This is a genomic window from Allopusillimonas soli (assembly GCF_004153445.1).
GTDB classification, from domain to species: Bacteria; Pseudomonadota; Gammaproteobacteria; order Burkholderiales; family Burkholderiaceae_B; genus Allopusillimonas; species Allopusillimonas soli.
In genome coordinates, this window is sequence record NZ_SDQC01000001.1 from 326,888 (window position 1) to 350,384 (window position 23,497).

Sequence of the window (23,497 nt, forward strand, 5' to 3'; positions counted from 1 at the left end):
ACCGCCTCCTTACACACGCCCCATTGCAAAGCCCTTTGCAATGTAGTGGCGAACAAACCAGATGACGATGGCGCCGGGAATGATGGTGAGGGTTCCCGCCGCCGCCAGCGTCGCCCAATCCATGCCCGATGCCGACACCGTGCGCGTCATGGTCGCGACGATGGGCTTTGCGTTCACGCTGGTGAGCGTGCGCGCCAGAAGCAGCTCCACCCAACTGAACATGAAACAGAAGAATGCCGCCACGCCAATGCCCGACTTGATCAGCGGCATGAAAATCGTGAGAAAGAAACGTGGAAAACTGTAGCCGTCGATATAGGCTGTTTCATCGATTTCACGCGGAATGCCGCTCATGAAACCCTCCAGTATCCAGACCGCCAGGGGCACGTTGAAAACCAGGTGCGCAAGCGCAACGGCCCAATAAGTGTCCATCAGACCCAGTGTGGTGTAGAGCTGGAAGAACGGCAGCAGGAATACGGCGGGTGGCGTCATGCGATTGGTAAGCAGCCAGAAGAACACATGCTTGTCGCCCAGGAACTGATAGCGCGAAAAGGCGTAGGCGGCCGGAAGCGCCACCGTCAGCGAAATGATCACGTTGATGCTGACATAAGCCAAGCTGTTGATGTAGCCGCTGTACCAGGAACGATCTGTAAAGATCGTAATGTAGTTGTCCCAGGTAAACTCGCGCGGCAGCAGAGAGAAACTGGAAAGAATGCCTGCATTGGTTTTGAAGCTCATGTTGACCATCCAGTAGATGGGCAGCAAGGCAAAAAGCAGATACAGAATCAGGAATATAGTGCGCACGCGCACAGGGCTGCGTCTACTCATCCGAAGTCCTCCGGTCCATGGTACCGACGCGCTGCATCCAGTTGTAGAGAACGAAGCACAACAGCAGAATCACCAGGAAATAAATCAGGGAGAACGCCGCGGCCGGCCCAAGGTCGAACTGCCCCACCGCCTTCTGCGTGAGGTACTGGCTGAGAAAAGTCGTGGCATCTCCCGGACCGCCGCCTGTCAGCACAAACGGCTCGGTATAGATCATGAAACTATCCATGAATCGCAGCAGCACGGCGATCATGAGCACGCCGCGCATTTTCGGAAGCTGTATGTAGCGGAATACGGCAAAGCGGCTTGCGCCATCGATGCTGGCGGCCTGATAGTAGGCATCAGGAATGGAACGCAATCCGGCATAGGCCAACAACGCGACAAGCGGCGTCCAATGCCATACGTCCATCAGCAGCACTGTCAGCCACGCCTGGGTCGGATTGGCGGCATAGCTGTATTCGATGCCAAGCGCATGCAGTGCACGCCCCATCAGGCCAATGTCCGTACGGCCGAAGATCTGCCAGATGGTGCCCACCACGTTCCAGGGAATGAGCAGCGACAGGGCAATCAGTACAAGCACGATGGAGGCACGCCTGCCCTTGGCCGGCATGCACAGGGCGAGCAGCACGCCCAGGGGAATTTCCACCAGCAGCACCGACAGCGAGAACACGATCTGGCGCACCAGCGCCGAATGCAGTTCCTCGTCACGCATGACCGTGGCAAACCATTCCGTGCCCACAAAGACGGGGTTGGACGGCATGATGATGTCCTGCACCGAGTAGTTCACTACTGTCATCAAGGGAATGATGGCCGAGAACGCAACACAGATGCACACGGGCAACACGAGCCACCAGGCTCGCTGGTTGACGGGCTTCACAGATTGACTCATTGCACCAGCTCCTCGTCACGATAAAAGCAGGTCTGCGGTGAGAGCAGGGCCAGATGCGTGGTCTCGCCGGGCTGGGGCGGCGTCTGCTCCAGACCTATGCGGGCGCGAAGCACGTGCTCACCCAGCCGCATGGTGAGAAGATGGCAAACGCCTATGTTCTGCACTTTCTCCACCACGACCGGCACGGAGCCCGCATCTCCCTTTCCGGTCACCCGGGTGTATTCTGGACGGATGCCCAGCTTCAGTTCGCCTTGCGGCAGTACGCCGTCGGCAAGGCCTGCAAGTCGATGGCCGGCGGCTGTGACGGCATCGCCGTCTATCGACACCGGCAGAAAGTTCATACCTGGCGATCCTATGAAATGGCCGACGAATGTGTGCGCGGGACGCTCGAACAGATCCTGCGGTGAGCCCACCTGCACCACCCTGCCACGCGACATCACCATGATGCGCTCCGCAAAGGTCAGCGCCTCAACCTGATCATGCGTGACGTAGATAAGCGTCAGCTTTAGTTCCTTGTGGATTTCCTTGAGCTTGCGCCGCAACTGCCATTTGAGCTGCGGGTCGATCACAGTTAGCGGCTCGTCGAACAGAATGGCCGACACGTCGGGGCGCACCAGGCCCCGTCCGAGCGAAATCTTCTGCTTGGCATCGGCGGACAGGCCCGCGGCGCGGCGGTCCAACTGCCCGCTGAGCTCAAGCATTTCCGCAATCTGGCCCACCCGGGCACGAATCTGTTCCGGCCGCGCCTTGCGGTTTTTCAGCGGAAAAGCCAGATTCTCGCCAACAGTCATGGTGTCGTAGATGACCGGAAACTGGAACACCTGGGCAATATTACGTTCCTGAGGCGTATCCGCGGTGCGATCCACGCCATCAAACTTGACTGTGCCCTCGGAGGGCGCGATCAAGCCCGAAATGATATTGAGCATCGTCGTCTTGCCGCAGCCCGAAGGCCCCAGCAGCGCATAAGCGCCGCTGTCCTCGAACGTCATGCGTAGCGGCAGCAAGGCATAGTCGTCATCCGAGCGGGGATTGGGGCCGTATGCATGCGCCAGATCGAGATCAATGCGTGCCATGATCAGTGCATCCTGGAAAAGCGGTTCATGCCGGCCTCCCGCCACGGGGCGCCAGTGCCAGATCGCCACCGGCGTCAAAGACATAGCAACTTGCGGGTGAAAAATGAACGGGCAACTGCGTCCCAAGCGCCACTTCATGCACACCCTGCAATTGGGCAACAAGATCGCCGAGTTCGGTGGCAAGATGAAGAAAGGTATCGGATCCCGACATTTCCGCCAGAGACACCCGCCCGCTGACCGTCAAGTCGCCGTCTCGCCCTGCCAGCCGCAGCGAGGCGGCGCGCAGGCCCACCGTGACGCTGCCCGTCGTGGCATGCGCATCTGCCCCCGGCGCTCCCTGATCCAGTTCCAGGGGCAGCAGCACCGAATGAGGCAGCTGAAGGCCGCCCGGAACGCGGAATGCCTGGAAAAAATTCATCGGCGGATCGCTGTACGCCTTGGCCACGTCCAGATTGCGAGGCGCCTGGAACACCTCGGCGGCTGGTCCGTACTGCAGCACCCTGCCCCGGTCCACGACCGCCGTATGGCCTCCGAGCATCAAAGCCTCGGCCGGCTCCGTCGTGGCATAGACAATAGTGCTCTCGCCGCTGCCAAATACCTGTCCCAATTCTTCGCGCAACTCCTCGCGCAGCTTGTAGTCGAGATTGACCAGCGGCTCGTCCAGCAGCATGAGCGGCGCATTCTTGGCCAGCGCACGCGCAAGCGCCACACGCTGCTGCTGGCCGCCGGACAATTCCTCGGGAAGGCGATCAAGAAACATGTCGATGTGCAAGCGCTGCGCCAGCTGCCGAACGCGCTCGCTCACATTCCGCTCGCCACGCAAGCGCAATGGAGACGCGATATTCTGCGCCACCGTCATCGATGGATAATTGATGAATTGCTGGTACACCATGGCCACATTGCGCTTGCGCACAGGCACACCGGTGACGTCGCGGCCATCGGCCATCACCCTGCCCGTCGTTGGCGCATCAAGGCCGGCCATGATGCGCATGAGACTGGTTTTTCCCGCTCGGGTAGCGCCAAGCAGCACAGTCAGGGCAGCCGGCTGCAAGGACAGGCTGGTGTCATAAAGCCAGGTCTCGGCTCCCTCCCTGCGGGTAATTTCCTCCAGCGCCAGTTGCATGGCTGCATCCTCGTTTCTTTTCTATTTGGCGCATTATTGTTCGTTTTGCGGCAAATTGCAGTCATCGTAAACCCTAAGACGGCTTCGTTTTCTTTCGTTGTACATTCTGAACTGTCCTTATTGGCCGGCACCACCATGAATCCCAACCCCAGGCAGCTTTTGCTGCTTCAGCATCTACGTGCATACAGCTCCTGTACCCTGGAGGAACTGGCCGTTCGTCTGAACGTCACCGTGCAGACCGTGCGGCGCGATGTACAGCGTCTGGCCGAAGCGGGACTACTGGCTCGTTTCCACGGCGGCGCGCGCGTTCCGAACTCCACCACCGAGAACATCGCCTATCGCCAGCGCGAGAGCCTGAATGCGGAAGGCAAGCGCCGCATTGCGCGGTCGGTCGCCCAGGCCGTGCCCAACGATTGCTCGCTGCTCATCAATATAGGCACCACAACCGAAGCCATCGCCCGGGCATTGCTTCAGCACACAGGCCTGCGGGTGATCACCAACAATATCAATGTGGCGGCCATTCTCAGCCGCAACGAACGATGTGAAGTCATTGTGGCAGGCGGCGTGGTGCGCCCGCGCGATAATGGTATCGTCGGGGAGGCGACCGTTGATTTCATCCGCCAGTTCGAAGTCGACATCGCGCTCATCGGCATTTCAGGCATCCAGGAAGACGGATCCCTGCGCGATTACGACTACCGGGAGGTCAAGGTGTCACAGGCTATCATCGAACATGCGCGCGAAGTGTGGCTGGCCGCCGATGCAAGCAAGTTCAATCGCAGGGCCATGGTGCGTGTGGGATATCTGGGGCAGATCCATCGTCTGTTCACCGATGAGGCACCGCCCGCTCCCTTCCCTGACGTCCTTGCGCGCGCACATGTGCGCTGCGATGTGTCGTGACGCCAGCCGATAACCTCACTCTTACGAATCATGACCTACATACTTGCACTTGACCAGGGGACATCCAGCACCCGCAGCATCGTGTTCGACAAACCGGGGAACATTGTTTCGGTATCGCAGCAAGAGCTTCCCCAGATATATCCGCAGGCCGGATGGGTTGAACACGACGCGAGGGAAATCTGGCGTGCGCAGTTGGCGACCGCGCGCGACGCCATCGGCAAGGCGGGGCTGTCCGCATCCGACATCCACGCGGCGGGCATTACCAATCAGCGAGAGACCACGCTGGTCTGGCGTCGAGACACCGGCGAACCCATACACAATGCCATCGTCTGGCAGGACCGGCGCGCCGAAGACACCTGCGCCCAACTGCGCGAAGCGGGCCATGAGAGCCTGATCCTCGAAAAAACCGGCCTGCGCATCGACGCCTATTTCTCCGCGACCAAGCTCAAGTGGATACTGGATCATGTCGATGGCGCACGCGAACTGGCCCGCAAGGGCGAACTGGCCTTCGGTACGATAGACAGCTGGTTGATCTGGCAGCTCACGCGCGGCCAGCGCCATGTGACCGATGTCAGCAATGCATCGCGCACCATGCTGTTCAATGTGCGCGAGAACAGCTGGGACCCCGACCTGATGGCCCTGCTCGACATCGACCCGTCGCTCATGCCCCAGGTACTGCCCTCGGGTGCCGAATTCGGCGCCATTGAAACCGACCTGCTGGGCCACCCCATACCCATCTGCGGTGTGGCTGGCGACCAGCAGAGCGCCCTTTTCGGCCAGGCATGCTTTCATGGCGGCATGGCCAAGAATACCTACGGCACGGGCTGCTTCATGCTCATGCATACTGGCGAGTCCTTCCAGACATCCCGCAACGGGCTGGTCACCACCAGCGCCGCCCAGGTCGATGCACGAAAGGAATACGCCATGGAAGGCAGCGTGTTCGTGGCTGGCGCAGTGGTGCAATGGCTGCGCGACGGCATGGAGGCCTTTGAAAAAAGCAGCCAGATCGAAGCCCTTGCCCGCAGCGTACCGGATGCTGGAGACGTCATGCTGGTACCCGCCTTTACCGGCCTGGGCGCGCCGTACTGGAAAGCCGAGGTCAGAGGGATCATCACCGGCCTCACACGCGGCACGACCATGGCCCATGTCGCCCGCGCCGCGCTGGACAGCATTGCCTACCAAAGCGCCGCGCTGTTGCAGGCCATGAGCCGGGATGCCGTGGAAGCTGGCGGCAAGCCATTGACGGAACTGCGCGTCGACGGCGGCGCGTGCGTCAACGACCTGCTCATGCAATTCCAGGCAGACCTGCTTGGCATTCCCGTCCTGCGCCCGACGATGGTGGAGACCACAGCGCTCGGCGCCGCTTATCTGGCGGGGCTGACAAGTGGTGTGTACAAGGACAAGGAAGAGTTATCCAGCCTGTGGCAAGTCGAACGGCGTTTCGAGCCGCAGATGCCGCGCGCGCAAGCGGACGCATTGATGGCGCGTTGGGAACATGCCGTGCGGCAGGCCTGCGCTGAATAGGAGATATGGCCCATGCTTCAAAAAATCGTACTCGCCGTTGTCGTATTCATTATCATCCTGGTTGCCCTGACATTCGGCGAGACCATTGCCGTGCAGTTTTTTCATTGGCTGTCCTGGCTTACGGGAAGGGTCATCAACAATTTTTCCGATCTCTACCTGATGGCGGCCGACTATATTTCGGCGCACACGGTCAAGGTCATCATCGCTTTGCTGCTTACCATACCCGTCACGATGTGGATCATCAAAAGCAAGGGCAGAGAAATGCGAAGGCCGGCCAGCCAGCGGAAGATGGCCATCGTGCTTGCCCTATTTTTGGGGTGGCTGGGCGCGCACCGCTTTTACCTGGGCCAGACGGGCATAGGCGTTGCCTATCTGATTATTCTGTATTTCTTTGCGCCGCTGGCCGTCATCCTGGGCCTTATCGACGCGATACGCTATATCTTCATGAGCGACGAGGCGTTTTCGCCGTCCGGCCTGCAGGCACGAGAATGACACCACCACTGTCGCGCCGCCTTCCAGCACAGATACAGATGCCTCGATCATTCAACGTTATTGTCCCGAAGCCGTGCCGTTCACACTGATCGTTCCCGAAGGACCGCAGGCACCCGACTACGACCTCACCCTCATCGCGCAGGCTGCCGCGCACGGTCCGGTGGCGTCGGTGTGGACGTCTCCCCAGGGGCTGGTTGTTCCCCGCACATACCGCCGATTTCCCGGCTTCGGCCCGACCTGCCAGCAGTTTGCCGACCAGGGCTGGCCGATTGCCGTGCGGCTGTCGGGCGGCGGCATCGTTCCGCAAGGGCCTGGCATACTCAATGCAAGCCTTGCTTTCCGCAAGGAGGGCAAACCCCTGGATCATTCCGATGCCATCTATCGCATGCTCTGTATTGCCCTGGCCGATGCGCTGTCCGGGTTCGGCATCACCAGCCACGCCGCGGCAGTGGAAGGATCCTTCTGCGATGGCCGCTTCAATCTGGCGGTGGGATGCGGCAAGGCACTGCGCAAGGTGGCAGGCACCGCGCAACTATGGCGCCGGCACCCCATTGCCCAGGGGTCTGGTGGCGCCGCCGAGGGCGGCTGGCAGCAGATCGTGCTGGTGCATGCGCTGGTGCTGGCCACGGCCGATGTGCCGTCGGTCACTGCGCAAGCCAATCGTTTCGAAGCTGGTATCGGTAGCGACAGACGCTACGATCCCAGCCGCGCCGCCTCTCTGTGGACGCTGTGCAAGCCGCCCGCCCCACCTGATGCGAAACATTTTCTCCAGAAACTCACCCTCGCGCTGGCGCACAGCCTCGCCAAGGCCGATACAATGCTAATTTGATTATCATTGTTTATGATTTCGGCCATGGAAAGCAAAACCGCGCGCCTGACCGTGCTTATCGATCCCAACAAGAAAAAGGCTTTCGAACAACTATGCGCGAGCCAGGACATCACGCCGTCGCAGGTTGTGCGGCAGTTGATACGCAATTACCTGGCCGAGCATGGTGTCAGCTACACGCCGTCTGGCCAGGAAGACGCCGGCATCGGCGCCCCCTCTCCGGACGTATAGCCTCAGCGTGTCTGGCGCAACAACCGCGGCAGCCACCTGGGAAGCATTGATACCGCAACGCCTGCGCCTACCGCAACAACCAGGTCGACAAATACCGTGAGCAGCAGCGTCAGCAGCATAATGGCGGCATCGGCCCGGGCACCTCGCGTCAACATGCGGACCACCAGTCTGACCTGACTCATGTTCCAGGCAACCATGAACAAGATGGCAGCAAGCACTGCCAATGGAATATGGCTGGCCAGCGGCGCCAGCGCAAGCAGCACCAGCACCAGCGTGGCCGCATGAATCAGGCCCGCAATGGGGCTGTTTCCGCCGCTTCGGATATTGGTGGCGGTACGCGCAATGGCGCCGGTTGCGGCAATCCCGCCGAACAAGGGGGAAACAATATTTGCCAAGCCCTGGCCAATGAGCTCCTGATTGGAATGATGCCGTGTGCCAGCCATTTCATCCGCCACCCGTGCGGACAGCAACGATTCAATGGCACCCAGCATAGCGATGGAAAAGGCCGGTCCAAGCAGCCCAAGCAGGCGTTCCGATGTCAACGGCAGCCATTGCGGGGAAGGCAGACCTCGCGGTATCTCGCCGAATACACTGCCCAGGGTGGCCACGCCCGCAAGGTCTGCCCATGCTTGCAGCAGCGTCATGGCAACAAGTGCCAGCAAGGGTCCCGGCACCCGCCGCAGCCGCCGCACATGTTCAGGAAGCAAGACGAGAATCAGCGATGCCATGCCTATCGCCGTGGTGGCCGGATTCAACTGGGGCAGGTGCGCAAGCAAGGCAAGTAGCTTCTGATGGAAACGATCACCGCTCACCTCCGGCAGGCCAAAGAACGCTTGCCATTGACCCACCCAGATAATGACACCGATGCCCGCTGTAAAACCGAGAATGACAGGCCCCGGAATAAGCCGAATGGCGCCGCCCAGCCGCAGCAATCCCAAAAGCACTAGCATGAGACCGGCCATGAGCGTGGCAATCTGCAACCCGGTCACACCATGGTGCGCCACGATATTGGAAAGAATGACAATGAACGCCCCCGTGGGCCCGGCAATCTGCACACGGCTGCCTCCAAAAAGCGCCACGATGGCGCCGGCAACAATGGCGGTGTACAGCCCCTGCTCCGGTCGCACGCCACTGGCTATCGCAAATGCCATCGCCAACGGCAAAGCCACCACGCCCACAATAATGCCCGCCATGATATTGGCAGGCCAATGGGCGGGCGCAAGCAGGCCCGCGCCCCGGGCTTCAAGCAAAGCAATCATGCAAGGGATCACCAGGAAGGGTTGTCTTACCGGAGGGATAGTCTTATTTTATGTATTTTTAATTATAATATAATTAACATGCGATGAAATATACACACACATAATCTCGCCCTATTTTGTGCACTACGACGCCAGGCATGACAATTGCTGCGACGAAGTATCCGAATCACAGAAGGAGGCGCAATGCATCTACCGCTTAGTCATCGCCATGCTGCCAAGGCCTCGCGCCGGCGCATGAATAGAGACGTTCGCAAGCTGATCGACAGCACCGAGGATCTGCTGCGGTCGACAGCCTCCTACACGGGCGCGGAAGTTCAGGAAGCTCGACTGCGCCTGAAACAGCAGCTTGATGCCGCACGGGATAATGTGGACGATTGGCGCGACTATGCGTCCGAGACCGCCCGCCGCGCTTACGACGACACCGGGGAATATGTGCGCGACCATCCATGGCGCGCTGCAAGCATGGCGCTGGGCGTGGCGGCACTCGTGGCCTGCATCATAGGCGGCGCCCATCGCCGCTGACCCTTGGCGCCACGGCTTTTCCAGGTACCAAGGCTGTACCCGGGCAGGCTTGATATAAAAGCACGTGTGACAACGTGCTTGTCCATAGAAAACACCCCAAAAGGTTGGAGATTGATGTCCAACCTTTTGGGGTGCAGTTCAAATCGCGGCAGAACTTTACTGTGCCACAGGCCAGCCCGCCTGAAGGCAGGCTGGCTGTGCGGCGGGATTCAGACGGATTCCCGCGAAGCTTCGGAGGACTCGGCCTTCTCGAGTTCGCGCATCTTGCGGGCGCCAAACAGCTTGCCCAATGCCACGACCAGCAGTGCGCCGCCTATCTCGGCGGCCAGTTTCACGCTGGTGGGTGCCGGCCCAAAGTGCTCGACATACACGACATCGGTGACAACCATGCCGCCTGCGATCCAGCCCAGCAAGCCCGCGCCGAACATGACGGCGATGGGAAAGCGGTCGATCAGCTTGAGCACGAGCGTGCTGCCCCACACGATGATGGGTACGCTGACGAGCAGACCGAATATGACGAGCCCGATCTGATGATCGGCATGGGCTCCCTGCGCCGCGCCCGCAATGGCAATTACGTTGTCCAGGCTCATGACGAAGTCGGCCACGATGATGGTCTTGACTGCCGCGAGAATGGATGAGCTGCCCTTGATTTTGTCGTGCGCGTCGCCCTCAGGAAGAAGCAACTTGACGCCTATCCAGAGCAGCAGCAGTCCGCCCACTATCTTCAGATAAGGAATCGCCAGCAGTGTCAGGGCGAATGCAATCAGCACGACGCGCAGGAAAATAGCGCCTGCCGTTCCCCACAGTATGCCTTGCATCCTTTGTTTGGGTTCAAGATTGCGACAGGCCAGGGCAATTACGACCGCATTGTCGCCCCCCAACAGGATGTCGATCATGATGATCTGGAAAACCGCTGTCCAACTGAGCGTCTGGAAAAACTCAAGCATGTTGTGTCCTCAAGGCAAGATTCAAATCGTTTGTTGTTATCGAACCAGGCCTCTGGCAGTACGCAAGGCGCCCCACGCGCCATGCCACTCCAGCAAGAAAAAGGCCTGCTCCGGAAGGACAGGCCATTGCATGCTTGCAGAAGATAGACCTTGCCCTTCATGGCAAGGTCTTGCTTACGATACCGAAGTACCGCCCGTGCACCGGGTACCGAACGAGCCGGCAAACCGTAATGACGATGCAGCGGAGGAAAGCTACTCCCCTTGATCGGGCAAGTATAGCTTGGGTATGGCGGCTCGCGCAAGCATGTTTCGCTTGCGCCCTCAACGCCCGGCTGCAAGCGCGCTGACGCCGCCGGCCATGCCCATATTGGTCTTGGGAAAATCAATAAGACGCACACGGACCTCCTGCTCGGAAATGCCGGTTATATCCGACCCCGCCTTGCTCAGCGCCGCAATCAGGGCCGCCTTCTGGGCCTCGGTACGCCCTTCTATGAAATCGACCACGAACATGAGAGCCTTGGTGCCGAATTGACCGGCATTCAGATAGTGCCCGTCAGGCAGTTCGTGCAGCATAACGCGCACGCTGGCCAGCGGCGCGCCTATGCTGTCCACGACAGCATCGCTGGCGCGCTGCAGAAGCTGCTTTTTTTGATCGGCAGGAATATCCTGACTGGCGGTAATGGTTACGTACGGCATGAATCCCTCTTGAGGTTGAAATGGAACGGCATTGGCCGATTATCGCCGCCACGGCGCTTTGCGCACAAGGGCAGCCCTTGCTAACATCCGGAACGACGGGGCGGACGACGCCATCCCATATCACGCCGACAAAGACGGGCCATCCATGAATTATCTCGTTATCAAGCACATACATATTACTGCCGCGGCCCTGAGCATTCTCTTCTTCGTCGTGCGGGCCTATTGGTCGGTCACCTGTTCAGGACGCTTGACCAGCCGGTTTGCCAAGATTGCACCCCACATCATCGATACTGTGCTGCTGGCGGCGGGCATCACGCTGGCCATCATGATCGGGCCGGATCAGCCCTGGATTCTGGCCAAGGTCGTGGGGGTGCTGGTGTACATCATCGTCGGCACCGTGGCCATCAAGCGAGGCAAGACGCCTCAATCCCGAGCCATGGCGGCCATCGCCGCCGTTCTGGTCTTTGTTTATATCGTGGGCATAGCGATACGGCACAATCCGCTGTCCTGGTTCGCCTGAAGCCCATAGGCAGCGTGCCGCGCGCCCCTTGCGCCCAGCCCTACCAGTTGCCCATCAGCGCTTGCACCATCAGGCTGCTGCCTGCAACGGCCACCCAGACACCCAATCCCAGAAGAATGGGCCGTATTCCCGCTGTGGCCATCCGGCGCAGATCCGAGGACAGTCCGATGGCGGTCAGCGCAACCACGATCAGGAACTGGGCCAGCAGATGCAGGCTCGGATAGAGACTTTCCGGGATAAGCCCGAGCGAACGCGATGCCGAAGCAAGCAGAAACCAGAGTATGAACCAGGGGAAAATGCGCGCCAGGCTGAAGCCCGCGTTGCCTTGCTTTTTCTCGCGCCAGGCGACGGCGAACGCCATGACCAGGCATATCGGCACAATCAGGGTTGCGCGCGTCAGCTTGACCACGGTCGCATAGTCGCCGGCTGCAGCGCTGTAGCTGTAGCCCGCCGCCACGACGGAGGAAGTGTCGTTGATGGCTGTGCCGGCCCACATGCCGAATCCCAGGTCCGACATATGCAGCAAATGACCGAGCGGAGGGAAAGCCAGCACAGCGACAATATTGAAAATAAAGATGGTCGATATCGCAAAGGCGGTTTCATGCTCGTCGGGCTTGATGATGGGCGTGACAGCCGCGATGGCCGAGCCGCCGCAGATGGCCGTTCCGACGCCAATGAGCGTCTTGAGGCGTGGCGCGATGCCCAACCACTTGCCAAGCAGCGCGGCGGAGGTAAAGGCCACCGCCAGCGTGATAAAGGTGACCCAGAGCGAGCTCAAGCCCGTCTGTATGACTTCCTGGAAGCTCAACCCGAACCCCAGCGCAATAATGGACCATGCCAGCACCTTCTTGGAGGCGAATTTCAGCCCAGGCACAAACACCGGCCCCACACCCACGGTATTGCGCAAGGCAATGCCCAGCAGAATACCGAAGACCGGCCCCCCGATAATGGGCATCCAGCGGCCCAGCACCATAGCCACAATTCCCACCGCAACAGACAGGGCGATGCCGTACAAGGCAGATGGCGGGCGCTGGGCCGCATCGTGCCGGGAGGCATTAGAAATGTGTGACTTGGCAGCAACGGGACGGGCACTCAGTGTGGTCTCTGGCATGTTAGGCTTCGCAGGGATATGAGTTAATAACGCAAAGTAATTTTACGAATCGTCAACCTATAAATAAATTCATAAATTTTTATTCTGGGTATAAACTTTACTGATGATCAGCATCAGCGTCCGCCAAATTGAGGTGCTTGTGGCCATTGCCAGCGCCGGCAGCGTCCGCGCTGCCGCCGAGCGGCTGTCCGTGACGCAGCCGGCGGTCAGCATGGCTCTGGCTGAGCTTGAACGCCTGCTTGGCGGACAACTCTTCGACCGTGAGCGAGGCCGCCTGCACCTGAGCCGCCGGGGCAAGGAAGTGCTGCCCATGGCGCAGGAGATCATCGAACGCCTGGAAGAGCTGATGCGCCAGACACAGGATGCCCAGCACACGCTGACAGGCGAACTGCGTCTGGGCGCCAGCAATACCGTGGGCAATTATCTGGTGGGAGACCTCCTGGGCCCCTTTGTTTCACGCCACCCGCAGGTTTCCCTGAATGTCAGCGTGGAGAACACGGCGCGCATCATCGACGGACTGGTAAACCACAGCTTGGACGTCGGCTGCATCGAAGGCCCTGCCAATCATCCACAGCTGGAAACCATTCCGTGGCGGGACGATGCGCTGGTTGTGTGTGCCGCCGTCTCGCATCCATTGGCGAGGCCGCAGGCACTGAAGCCGCGCCATTTCAAGGACGCCCAGTGGATACTGCGAGAGCCGGGTTCTGCGATGCGGGTCCAGGCCGAACAGGCCTTGGCGGTGTTGCCCGCAGGCCACATTGTGCTCGAACTGGGCCAGGTGGAAGCCATCAAGCAAGCCGTCATTGCCGGGCTGGGCATTGCCTGTCTGCCCCGTGCCGCGGCACAGGACTCCGTGGCGGCCGGCCGCCTGGCCATACTCGATACCCCTTTTCTGGATCTGCGCCGCCGGCTGTCCCTGGTGCTGCACAAATCGCGCTATCGGGGCGTGTTGATCGATGCCTTCATCCGCAGCGTATTGCCACCGGCACCCGAGAACGTCGCAGCCGCTCCCGGCTGAATACCCGCGCCGCCTGTATCGGCTTGCATATTCCAGGCATCAGGCGCTCGGCTTACGTCGCCCCAACACCACAGCCCCGGCAAGCGTGAAGGCGGTTCCCAATAACTGCAAGCCGGTGATGGGTTCGCCAAGCAGCCAGGCAGCAAGAAACAGCACCGATACGGGCCCCAATAGCCCCAGTTGCGAGGTAAGCGGCGCACCCACGCGCGCCACCGCCCACATAATCATGAAGGTGGGTATTACTGTATTGACCACGGCGTGAATCAAGGACAGGCCGTAAACGCCCACCGGTTGCACCAGCCCCTGCAAACCGTGCAGGGCCAGGAAATGTATCAGGCTGAATATGGCCGAGATCGACATAGCATAGGCAACAAGCCGCGTGGCGCCAATATGCCTGATGATTTCTCCCGAGCCGATAAGGTAAAAGGAATAGGAAATGGCCGAGGCCACCACAAAGGCGGCACCCAGCGCAACGTTCGCCCCGCTAAAGGATAGGTCCTGCAGAAATACGAAAACTACGCCCAGATAGGAAAGACCCAGGGCCAACCACTGCCCGCCCGAGATTCTTTTTTTCAAGAACACCGCTGAAAGCAGGAGCACGAACGTGGGCGACAGAAAAAGAATCAGCCGCTCCAATCCCGCAGATATATATTGCAGACCCATGAAGTCGAGCAGGCTGGCAAGGTAATAGCCAATAAAGCCCAGCAGCCACAGCAGCAGGCTTTCCTTGAGCGTGAGCCGCGGCAGCCTGCCGCGTCGGGCCCTGCGCGCCTGGAACCACGCAATGGCAGCAAAGAACGGCAGCGAGAGCAGCATGCGAAATCCGATGATCGTCACAGCGTCCACGCCATAGCGATAGGTGAACTTCACCACGATGGCCTTGGCGGAGAAAAGCACGGCACCCAGAGCGGCCAGAACGAAGCCGGTCCAGAACTCATTTCCGGCCGCCGGGGAATTTTGAACGGTTTGCGTAGACATGGATTTTCACGCGGACAAGGGCGATATTGTGCCTCAGACACAGCTATCCGCCAAATAGCTGCAAAAACAATAATTGCCCAGGCAGATATTTTGGCGTTAAAATCACCGCTATGAGCAAGCACGACACCTCGACTCCAGAAACCGGCAAACCTCCGCGCCGCGGCCGTTCCAAGCCCTATTACGCTGGCAACGCCACGTCGCTGGCGCCCGAGTCCAATATCGCACACCTGCTCAAGCAACTGCAGTCCTCCATGAATCGCAGCATGGATCAACTCATGGCGCCCCTGGGCCTGACGGCCATGCAGTGGCGCCCTCTCGCACTCATTCGCTATCGCGGCGTCAATACGCCCGCCGAACTGTCGCGCCATTCCTATATCGACACCGGCGCCATGACCCGCACGCTGGATCGCCTCGAGGCCAAGGGCTTCCTGGGCCGCCATCGCAGCCCCGAAGACCGGCGCGTGGTACAGGTCGAGCTCACGCAGGCGGGCATGGAAGTCGCCGAGCAGATCCTGCCCGCTGTGGCCGCCACGCTCAATGCGCACTTGCAAGGCTTCTCCAAGACGGAAGTCGATACGCTCATCGATTTCCTCAATCGCATGCTCATCAACGGCGGCGGGTTCATCGAAGACGGCTGTCCTTTTGGCGACTATAAGGGCAAGCAGAACACATGATTCCACTCAAAACCGGACGCACAGAATTTGCGTCGAATAATTGGCTCCATATATAATTGCCTAGGCAATTACGTACTAGGCAATTATATTCAGCTAGTTGTCAGCAAGCGAACGCCCTCTCCTTCCTCTTTTACAGCATGAAGATCATTTTCCCTCTACTGCTTGCCGCCTCACTCGCGGGTTGCGCGGCCATCGGTCCCGGCGACGCAAATGTCGAAAGTCTTGATGCAGGCCAACTGGGCCTGAAATCGGTGAACGTCGACTGGCCCAGCGACACCTGGTGGCAGCGCTACGGCGATCCGCAACTGAATGCGCTGATCGAGCAGGCATTGAACGGCAACCCATCCATGGACGCGGCCCAGGCTCGGCTGGCTGCCGCCAACGCAGCCGTGCGTGGCGCGCACGCGATTCGACTGCCACAAGCGGATGCCAGCTTCGTATCGTCGCGCCAGCGTTTCTCCAACAACTACATCTATCCACCTCCTTATGGCGGATCGATGATGACCGATGCCAATCTGCGCCTCAATGTGGGCTTCGATCTGGATTTGTGGGGACGCAATCGCGCGCGCTACGCCGCCGCGGTTTCCCAAGAAAAGGCTGCCGAGGCCGATGTCCAGATGGCCCGGAACACGCTTGTGGATGCGGTCGTGCAGAGCTATTTCAACCTGCAGAATGCGCTGGCGCAGCATGAAGTCCTCGCCAGAATCGTCGAGCAACAGCGCAACGTTCTGGACATTACGCGGCAGCGTGCCAACGCTGGCCTGGATACTCAAGTGGAAGTCAAGCAGGCATCCTCCGCCGTGTCAGCCGCGCGCGTGCAACTGAGCCAGGCAAGCACCAATGCTGCGCTGCTGCGCAACCAACTGGCTGCTCTGGCGGGCCAAGGCCCGGAGCGCGGCCAGCAGATACACAAGACCACGCCGAAGCATCCGCCAACGGGTGTCCCTGACAGCATTCCGCTCGAACTGCTGGCACGCAGGCCGGATATCGTGGCAGCCAAGCTGCGCGTCGAGGCAGCCTCCAGCCAGATTTCGGCTGCCAAGGCCGAGTTCTACCCCAATGTCAATCTCAATGCCTTCGCCGGTTTCATGTCGCTGGGGCTGAGCAATCTGCTTGAGGGCGCCAGCAAGGTTTACGGCGTGGGTCCCGCGATCTCGCTGCCCGTGTTCCACGGAGGCGAGCTGAATGCCCAACTGGATACGCGGCGCGCGGAACGCGATCTGGCGGTGGCCGACTACAACCAAACCTTGCTGGACGCCATCAGGGAAGTCGCCAACGCCACGGCATCCATCAACGCGCTGCAGCAGCAGACCCGCGACCAGGAAGACAGCCTGCAGGCCATCGAGTCTGCCTACCAGATCGCGGTGGACCGCTACAAGTCCGGACTGGGCAACTTCATACAAGTGCTGCAGGCCCAGAATGAAGTGCAGACCCAGGCAATCCAGACTACAGACCTGCATGTACGCGCCTACAAGCTTGACGCGCAGCTGGCCACCGCATTGGGTGGTGGCTACGGTGCCGCCACGAAGAAACACTGAAACGAGAAACAAACATGAGTAACGGAACGAACTCGGCATCCCGACGCAAATCCCTGCTTATCATTGCCGCCCTGATTTTCATCGCCATCGGTATCGTCTACGCCGTGTGGTGGTGGCTTTATGCCTCCAACTTCGAGGAAACCGACAATGCCTACGTCCACGGCAATCTGGTTCAGGTCACCTCTCAGATTCCAGGTACGGTCATTGCCATCGACGCGGATGAAACAGAGACTGTCGGGCAAGGCGCACCGCTGATCACCCTGGACCCCAGCGACACGCATATCGCCGTGCAGCAGGCACAGGCGAGTCTGGCACAGGCTCTGCGCCAGACTCGCACCATATTCGTGCAGAACCAGGCGCTGGAAGCCGATATCAAGATGCAGCAGGCCAACATAGAACGGGCCAAGGCAGATCTGGACAAAGCGCGCAGCGATTTGAAGCGCCGTCTGGCGCTGGCCAAGTCCGGCGGCGTCAGTGGCGAAGAGATTCTGCACGCGCGCACGGCGGAGAAGTCCGCTGAATCGGGGCTGGCACAGGCCAAGGCTGCGCTGGCCGTTGCCGAAGCCAGGCTGGAAACCAACAGAGCGCTTACCGCCAATACGACCGTGGCGCATCATCCGGACGTTCTGCTTGCCGCCGACAAGTTGCGGCAGGCCATGCTGGACGATGCGCGCACGCATATCCGCGCACCTGTGAGCGGCATGGTGGCGCAACGGTCTGTTCAGGTGGGCCAGCACGTTGCGCCCGGCACACCGCTTATGACCATCGTGCCTCTGGACAAGTTGTGGGTCGAGGCCAACTTCAAGGAAAGCCAGCTCGCACACATGCAGCCAGGACAGGAAGCCACACTGACCGCGGATATCTATGGCAGCGACGTCAGCTATCACGGGCACGTCATGGGGCTAGCGGCTGGCACCGGCTCCGCCTTCTCACTATTGCCGGCGCAGAATGCCAGCGGCAACTGGATCAAGGTGGTCCAGCGCGTGCCCGTTCGCGTCAGTCTTGACCCTGCGGAGCTGAAAGAACATCCGTTGCGCGTGGGCCTGTCCATGCAGGTCGAGGTGGATCTGACGGCGCCCAGCGACGAAGACCGCGCCAAAGCGTCAGCGCCAGCGCGCGACACCAATCTGAGCACCACTGTTTTCTCCGATGACGCAGGCACGGCCGACGCAATGATCGAGAAGATTGTCAAGGAAAACACCGGATCCTGACCATGCCGGAAAGCGCACAAACGCCCGACTCCACCCCTGCGCCGGCCACACCCGCGCAGCCAGCCCGTCCCGCACAACACAGCTACCCGCCACTGGAGGGGCGCGCCCGCACATTCGGCACCATTGCATTGTCCGCAGCGGTGTTCATGAATGTGCTTGACTCCTCCATCGCCAACGTCTCCCTTCCTACCATCGCCGGCGATCTTGGCGTCAGCGCAACCCAGGGAACATGGGTCATTACCTCCTTTGCCGTTGCCAATGCCATCACTGTGCCGCTCACAGGATGGCTCACGCAACGCTTCGGGCAGGTCAGGCTGTTCGTGCTCTCTGTATTCCTGTTCGTGCTGTCATCATGGCTGTGCGGATTTTCGTGGTCGCTCGAATCACTCGTCGCATTCCGTGTCCTGCAAGGCGCGGTGGCGGGCCCGATGATACCGCTTTCGCAGTCGCTGATGCTGGGCTCCTATCCACGCAACAAGGCCGGCATGGCGCTCGCGCTGTGGTCCATGACCATTCTGGTCGGCCCTGTGGTCGGGCCATTGCTGGGCGGCTGGATATCCGATAATTACACATGGCCCTGGATTTTCTATATCAATGTGCCAGTGGGCTTGCTTGCGGGCTGGGCTGCATGGCAAATTTACAAGGAACGCGACTCCGCGCGCAGTTCTCTGCCCATAGACCGCATGGGCCTGGCCCTGCTGGTCGTCTGGGTGGCCGCGCTGCAGCTCATGCTCGACAAGGGCAAGGAGCTGGACTGGTTTGCGAGCACAGAGATCACCGTGCTTGCCGTGGTGGCGGTCGTCTCCTTTGTTTTCTTTCTTATCTGGGAACTCACCGCCGAGCACCCCGTCGTGGACCTGACATTGTTCAAGTTTCGCAACTTCACGTCGGGCGTCATTACCATAGCCGTCGGCTACGGGGTCTTCTTCGGCACAGTCGTGCTCTTGCCGCTATGGATGCAGAACACGCTGGGCTACACCGCCACAGACGCCGGTATCGCCTCCGCGCCCGTCGGCATCCTTGCCATCATCATATCGCCCATCGTCGGAAAGCTCCTGGCAAAACACGATCCTCGCATCATCGCAACCTTCGCTTTCCTGGTCTTTTCGCTGATCAGCTTCATGCGCGCCGACTTCAACACCGACGTCGACATCTACACCATCATGCTGCCCACCTTCATACAGGGAGCAGCCATGGCTACGTTCTTTATACCGCTCACCACGCTCACCCTGTCGGGGCTGGATCCGCATCGCATCCCTGCCGCCGCCGGCCTGTCCAACTTCGTGCGCCTGCTATTCGGCGCATTCGGCACTTCAATTACCACCACCCTTTGGGAAAACCGGGCGAGCCTGCATCATGCCCACATGGCTGAAATGGCCAGGCCCGGGGAGCCCGCCTTCGATGCTGCCATGGCGGCCATGCAGCACCGGGGCCTGGGTACTGGCCAAGGCGCGGCAATCGTCAATGGCCTGATCAACCAGCAAGCCTTTACTCTTTCCGCGCTCGATATCTTCTATGCGTCGGGTGTGCTGTTTCTGCTTCTGATCATACTGGTATGGGTGGCAAAGCCCACCCCAGCCCATGGCCCGGGCGACTCCTCCGCGGCGGGCGCGCACTGACGAGAGCGCCGCTGGCAATACGCCGGCATCGCCTCAGCAAGAGCGCGCCTGCTGGCTGGCACACTATTTGCTGGCGATTTCCTTGTACGCCGGAAGGCCGCATTGCGCTGACCCTCCGGCGTCGACGTCATCCATCAAACGAAGCAAGGAAAATCATGAGCGCAAATTCAACGCAGAAACATTCTCATGCAGGCGGCATCGACGTGGACGCCATCCGCAAGGGCGCGCAGGATCTGGAGAGCGGCGCCGTATCTTCGGGATACAAGGGCAACCGGGAAGAGATTCTTGCCATGCTCAATGATGCGTTGGCAACGGAACTGGTCTGTGTGATGCGCTACAAGCGCCATTATTTTACAGCCACAGGTCTCAACAACGAGCCTATCAAGGCGGAATTCCTGGAGCATGCGCAGCAGGAGCAGGATCACGCCGACCAGATCGCCGAGCGCATTGTGCAGTTGAATGGCGAGCCAGACCTGAACCCATCGACCCTGACGGAACGCAGCCACGCCGAATATGACGAATGCACGGATATCAAAGGCATGATACGCGCCAACTTGATTGCCGAACGCGTGGCCATCGAGTCGTACCGCCAGATGATAGAGCGCATCGGCGACACAGATCCGACCACGCGCCATATGCTGATCGACATCATGGCTGTCGAGGAAGAGCATGCCGACGACATGAAGGATTTGCTGGGGCTCTAGCTGGAGCCTTGTCGCAGCGCCGCCTCTGGAATACAGGCAATGCGTACGCTCGGCGCTGTGACAGCCCCGCCCTTCTTTCACGAAAACCAGATCACTTGGCAATGCACCATGAAGGCGGAATCCGCAAGGCGCCCCCTGAAAAAGTGCCATTAAGCGTCAGTACCGCAGTCATAACACCGGTTGCGACGCCTGCCCCGGCGCCTGGGACAACATCGCAGATGCCCTGTGCTAGGCTCCTGTAAGCATCCCCGCATGTGCTTGCGCAAAATAAATTCACCCATCTGGCGCAGGTCGCCGGCGCTGCCTACGTAGGGCTGGCCGGCGCATGGGCTGCACGCAATGGCATTATGTGTGAAAAGCCTCGCAACGCTTCCCGATATGACACGCCGGCCGCTGCTGCATCGCCAATGAGAGCAATAATCGTCCAGATGCGCCGGCTTCGCATGTCAATCCATATCTAAGCATATTGTTGACTAACCATTCACTAGGGCTATCCTATTAAGAGCTGAAAGATCTGGCATGCCAAAGCATTAAATATGCTCAAAAACAGCTCTAGTCATATAAGGAACTAAAAAAATGACGACATTGAAGGACGTGATCGCTTTTGCTGAGTCGCATGAATCAACCTGGGACAGAGATGTCACTGGACGCTTTGGCGCCCATATCAATGAGGCGCCACCTTGGAACAGGTTATATGGCCCTCTCCACGCAAGGGGCCCAAATTCAGGGTTGATCCTGCAGCATGGTCACGAGTTAGCCGCCTGGGGAGAGCCCGATCGCGCAGACTTGACATATAGCGTGGTAAAGACTTATCTGGCCCTACTCGCCGGTGTTGCCCATGATAGAGGCCTTTTACCGGATGTGGACGAGCCGATCGGTGCAAGGCTCAGAGGAATCGGGTACGACCACGGACGCAATGCGCTGATAACCTGGCGGCATATGCTCCAACAAACCAGCGAGTGGGAAGGCACATTATGGGACATTCCCGATCAAGCCGATCACTACCATGCGGCGGCATTTGGTCCTCCTCCTGATATGCCCAAGGGCTCCGCTCGCCCGTTGCAAGCACCAGGCACCTATTGGGAATATAACGACGTCCGCGTCAATCAATTCGCCTTGACACTGCTATACCTTTTCCGCAAGCCATTACCCGAAGTGTTTGGCGAAGCGATCATGGATCCGATTGGCGCCACAAGAAATTGGCAATGGGTAGGCTATGACAATTCGTGGGTGGAGATTGATGGCCGAAAAATACAGTCTGTGACAGGTGGGTCGCACTGGGGTGGCGGCATGTCCATCAGCGCACGTGATCAAGCAAAAATCGGGCAACTGCTGCTTGAAGACGGCATGGCGGGCGATAAGCGCGTGCTGTCGGCGGAATGGATACGCGAAATGCGCCAACCTTGCGATATAGCACCATATTACGGCTATCTGACTTGGTTAAACCATGACCAGCTAATTTTTTCCGCGATCCCGGCATCTAGCTACCTTGGTATTGGCGCGGGTAGTTCATTCGTCTGGATTGAGCCAGAACGAAAACTCGTGGTCGTTATTCGATGGCTGGAGAAGGCGTATGCCAATGATTTATTCAAACTGATACTTGAGACCGTCGATACAGACCGATAAAGACAGAGCCTTACGGTCGCCACTTATGAGTCGCCTATTATTGGCAAGAGGAATTCCAAGATGAACAAGAAAATCACGCATCTTCACAAGCTGGTTATAGCGCTAGCAGGAACCGTGCTGTTGTCCACCGCATTCGCCCAAACGCCTTATCCGGCAAAGCGGATTAACCTAATAGTTGGATTTTCAGCCGGCAGCAGCATCGATCTAGTTGCTCGTGTCGTTGCCAATAAGCTGTCTGACAAGCTTGGACAAGCAATAGTCGTCGAAAACAAGCCGGGGGCCGGGGGAAACATTGCCGCAGAGCACGTCGCCCATTCAGCGGCAGACGGCTATACCCTGCTTGTCGTGGCTAACAGCATCGCAATCAGTCCAGCACTTTACAAGAATCTTGGTTTCGATCCGACAAAAGACCTGACGGCTATAAGCTACATAGGCATTGGCCCAGTCATTCTGAAAGTGAACAGCAAGACTGGATTCAACAATCTTGGAGAGCTCATTACGTACGCTAAAGCGCATCCGGCAAAATTAAACTATGGCTCTTCTGGCGTTGGTGGTACACCGCACATGGCTACTGTTCTGTTCGAACAGATTACAGGGACAAAAATGACACATATTCCCTACAAAGGTGGTGGAGATGCCTTGGCTGCGCTTCTGGGTGGCCAAGTTGACGTGCTCATCAATCCATTGCTTGGAAATGTGGAGTCGGACAAGGTCAAATCATTGGCAATCACCGGGGATAAGCGCTCGCCTCTAGCTCCCAGTGTTCCAACCTTTGGCGAGTTGGGATATCCCAAATATGACGTGGGCGTCTATTACGGCATCATGGGGCCTGCCGGCATGCCTTCCGATATTGTAAATAAGTTAAATAACGAGGTTAGTGCCGTGCTAGCGGACCCCGAGGTCGTTGAGAGCCTCACGGGCAAAAATGGAATAGTCCTTAAAGCAGAAACCGCCGACGAGTTTCAGACGTTCCTGGACAACGATATGGAACGCTGGAAAAAGGTTGTAGAGGCGGGCCATGTATCTGTCGAGTGAAGCCTCAAGGTGCCAGCCATGTGACCGGTACAAACCGTTAACGATATGTGCGGTATGTACCCATCGAGTGTGGTGCCGGCAAGAGGAGTCGAACCCCCGACCTTCTCATTACGAATGAGCTGCTCTACCAACTGAGCTATGCCGGCATGCCGTGCAACGCGG

General features: G+C 59.1%; 23 protein-coding genes, 1 tRNA gene and 1 pseudogene. 15 read left to right on the plus strand and 10 right to left on the minus strand.

The window, feature by feature from the left end; translation table 11 throughout:
- Nucleotides 1-9: 9 nt before the first annotated feature.
- Genes ERD78_RS01575 through ERD78_RS01590 form a run of 4 tightly spaced genes read right to left on the minus strand, consistent with a single transcriptional unit; the run spans nucleotide 10 to nucleotide 3,907 of the window.
- Nucleotides 10-825, minus strand: coding sequence for a carbohydrate ABC transporter permease (locus tag ERD78_RS01575; protein WP_129967414.1), 816 nt, complete (start codon nucleotides 823-825; stop codon nucleotides 10-12).
- On the minus strand, nucleotides 818-1,711 hold the full coding sequence (locus ERD78_RS01580; RefSeq protein WP_129967415.1) for a carbohydrate ABC transporter permease: 894 nt from the start codon (nucleotides 1,709-1,711) through the stop codon (nucleotides 818-820). Before ERD78_RS01580 ends, ERD78_RS01575 begins: the two co-directional genes overlap by 8 nt.
- Nucleotides 1,708-2,784, minus strand: a complete 1,077-nt coding sequence (locus ERD78_RS01585; RefSeq protein WP_129967416.1) for an ABC transporter ATP-binding protein — start codon at nucleotides 2,782-2,784, stop codon at nucleotides 1,708-1,710. Before ERD78_RS01585 ends, ERD78_RS01580 begins: the two co-directional genes overlap by 4 nt.
- A gap of 25 nt (nucleotides 2,785-2,809) precedes the next feature.
- Complete coding sequence (locus ERD78_RS01590) at nucleotides 2,810-3,907, minus strand: ABC transporter ATP-binding protein (RefSeq protein WP_129967417.1); 1,098 nt, start codon at nucleotides 3,905-3,907, stop codon at nucleotides 2,810-2,812.
- Between the two features lie 135 nt (nucleotides 3,908-4,042).
- On the opposite strand from ERD78_RS01590, the gene ERD78_RS01595 reads away from it, so the two are divergent.
- The 5 genes from ERD78_RS01595 to ERD78_RS01615 all read left to right on the plus strand — a co-directional run bounded on the left by ERD78_RS01595 (nucleotide 4,043) and on the right by ERD78_RS01615 (nucleotide 7,877).
- Complete coding sequence (locus tag ERD78_RS01595) at nucleotides 4,043-4,804, plus strand: DeoR/GlpR family DNA-binding transcription regulator (RefSeq protein WP_129967418.1); 762 nt, start codon at nucleotides 4,043-4,045, stop codon at nucleotides 4,802-4,804.
- Between the two features lie 30 nt (nucleotides 4,805-4,834).
- A complete protein-coding gene (glpK, locus tag ERD78_RS01600; RefSeq protein ID WP_129967419.1) occupies nucleotides 4,835-6,328 on the plus strand; it encodes a glycerol kinase GlpK in 1,494 nt (497 codons plus the stop codon).
- A 12-nt stretch (nucleotides 6,329-6,340) separates the two neighbouring features.
- Nucleotides 6,341-6,820, plus strand: a complete 480-nt coding sequence (locus ERD78_RS01605; RefSeq protein WP_129967420.1) for a TM2 domain-containing protein — start codon at nucleotides 6,341-6,343, stop codon at nucleotides 6,818-6,820.
- A gap of 73 nt (nucleotides 6,821-6,893) precedes the next feature.
- Nucleotides 6,894-7,649, plus strand: coding sequence for a lipoyl protein ligase domain-containing protein (locus ERD78_RS01610; RefSeq protein ID WP_129967421.1), 756 nt, complete (start codon nucleotides 6,894-6,896; stop codon nucleotides 7,647-7,649).
- Nucleotides 7,650-7,673: 24 nt separating this feature from the next.
- Nucleotides 7,674-7,877: a ribbon-helix-helix protein, CopG family gene (locus ERD78_RS01615; protein ID WP_129967422.1), complete on the plus strand. Its 204-nt coding sequence runs from the start codon at nucleotides 7,674-7,676 to the stop codon at nucleotides 7,875-7,877.
- Between the two features lie 41 nt (nucleotides 7,878-7,918).
- On the opposite strand, the pseudogene ERD78_RS01620 reads toward ERD78_RS01615, so the two are convergent.
- Nucleotides 7,919-9,136: pseudogene (locus ERD78_RS01620) on the minus strand (SulP family inorganic anion transporter); the annotation flags it as partial.
- Between the two features lie 183 nt (nucleotides 9,137-9,319).
- Here ERD78_RS01620 and ERD78_RS01625 point away from each other — a divergent pair.
- On the plus strand, nucleotides 9,320-9,658 hold the full coding sequence (locus tag ERD78_RS01625) for an ElaB/YgaM/YqjD family protein (protein WP_129967424.1): 339 nt from the start codon (nucleotides 9,320-9,322) through the stop codon (nucleotides 9,656-9,658).
- A 209-nt stretch (nucleotides 9,659-9,867) separates the two neighbouring features.
- Here the strand turns inward: ERD78_RS01625 and ERD78_RS01630 are convergent, their stop codons facing one another.
- Together ERD78_RS01630 and ERD78_RS01635 are read right to left on the minus strand one after the other, a co-directional pair.
- Nucleotides 9,868-10,605 (minus strand): TerC family protein, encoded by a 738-nt coding sequence (locus tag ERD78_RS01630; RefSeq protein WP_129967425.1) that lies wholly within the window; start codon nucleotides 10,603-10,605, stop codon nucleotides 9,868-9,870.
- Nucleotides 10,606-10,926: 321 nt separating this feature from the next.
- Nucleotides 10,927-11,301 carry a tautomerase family protein gene (locus tag ERD78_RS01635; protein WP_129967426.1) on the minus strand — a complete coding sequence of 125 codons (375 nt, stop codon included), beginning with the start codon at nucleotides 11,299-11,301 and terminating at the stop codon, nucleotides 10,927-10,929.
- 145 nt (nucleotides 11,302-11,446) lie between these two features.
- Between ERD78_RS01635 and ERD78_RS01640 the strand changes: the two genes are divergently transcribed.
- Entirely contained in the window at nucleotides 11,447-11,821 is a 375-nt protein-coding gene (locus ERD78_RS01640; RefSeq protein WP_129967428.1) for a SirB2 family protein, read from the plus strand.
- A 40-nt stretch (nucleotides 11,822-11,861) separates the two neighbouring features.
- On the opposite strand, the gene ERD78_RS01645 is transcribed toward ERD78_RS01640, so the two are convergent.
- Nucleotides 11,862-12,932, minus strand: coding sequence for a YeiH family protein (locus tag ERD78_RS01645; protein WP_129967430.1), 1,071 nt, complete (start codon nucleotides 12,930-12,932; stop codon nucleotides 11,862-11,864).
- A gap of 103 nt (nucleotides 12,933-13,035) precedes the next feature.
- Between ERD78_RS01645 and ERD78_RS01650 the strand changes: the two genes are divergently transcribed.
- The gene (locus ERD78_RS01650) at nucleotides 13,036-13,950 is read left to right on the plus strand and encodes a LysR family transcriptional regulator (RefSeq protein WP_129967432.1); all 915 of its coding nucleotides are present in this window, start codon (nucleotides 13,036-13,038) and stop codon (nucleotides 13,948-13,950) included.
- Between the two features lie 39 nt (nucleotides 13,951-13,989).
- Here ERD78_RS01650 and ERD78_RS01655 read toward each other — a convergent pair whose 3' ends face one another.
- A complete protein-coding gene (locus tag ERD78_RS01655; protein WP_129967433.1) occupies nucleotides 13,990-14,928 on the minus strand; it encodes a DMT family transporter in 939 nt (312 codons plus the stop codon).
- Nucleotides 14,929-15,038: 110 nt separating this feature from the next.
- Between ERD78_RS01655 and ERD78_RS01660 the strand changes: the two genes are divergently transcribed.
- The 7 genes from ERD78_RS01660 (at nucleotide 15,039) to ERD78_RS01690 (ending at nucleotide 23,335) form a co-directional block, all read left to right on the plus strand.
- Entirely contained in the window at nucleotides 15,039-15,602 is a 564-nt protein-coding gene (locus ERD78_RS01660; RefSeq protein WP_129967435.1) for a MarR family winged helix-turn-helix transcriptional regulator, read from the plus strand.
- Between the two features lie 137 nt (nucleotides 15,603-15,739).
- Complete coding sequence (locus ERD78_RS01665; protein ID WP_129967437.1) at nucleotides 15,740-17,140, plus strand: efflux transporter outer membrane subunit; 1,401 nt, start codon at nucleotides 15,740-15,742, stop codon at nucleotides 17,138-17,140.
- Between the two features lie 14 nt (nucleotides 17,141-17,154).
- Nucleotides 17,155-18,351, plus strand: a complete 1,197-nt coding sequence (locus tag ERD78_RS01670; protein WP_129967439.1) for an HlyD/EmrA/EmrK family protein — start codon at nucleotides 17,155-17,157, stop codon at nucleotides 18,349-18,351.
- A 2-nt stretch (nucleotides 18,352-18,353) separates the two neighbouring features.
- Nucleotides 18,354-19,970 (plus strand): DHA2 family efflux MFS transporter permease subunit, encoded by a 1,617-nt coding sequence (locus tag ERD78_RS01675; RefSeq protein ID WP_129967441.1) that lies wholly within the window; start codon nucleotides 18,354-18,356, stop codon nucleotides 19,968-19,970.
- A 155-nt stretch (nucleotides 19,971-20,125) separates the two neighbouring features.
- On the plus strand, nucleotides 20,126-20,674 hold the full coding sequence (locus tag ERD78_RS01680; RefSeq protein WP_129967442.1) for a ferritin-like domain-containing protein: 549 nt from the start codon (nucleotides 20,126-20,128) through the stop codon (nucleotides 20,672-20,674).
- A gap of 576 nt (nucleotides 20,675-21,250) precedes the next feature.
- Entirely contained in the window at nucleotides 21,251-22,300 is a 1,050-nt protein-coding gene (locus ERD78_RS01685; RefSeq protein ID WP_129967444.1) for a serine hydrolase domain-containing protein, read from the plus strand.
- Between the two features lie 60 nt (nucleotides 22,301-22,360).
- Complete coding sequence (locus tag ERD78_RS01690; RefSeq protein WP_129967446.1) at nucleotides 22,361-23,335, plus strand: Bug family tripartite tricarboxylate transporter substrate binding protein; 975 nt, start codon at nucleotides 22,361-22,363, stop codon at nucleotides 23,333-23,335.
- Nucleotides 23,336-23,405: 70 nt separating this feature from the next.
- Here ERD78_RS01690 and ERD78_RS01695 read toward each other — a convergent pair.
- Nucleotides 23,406-23,481: transfer RNA gene (locus ERD78_RS01695), tRNA-Thr, on the minus strand.
- Nucleotides 23,482-23,497: the final 16 nt, after the last annotated feature.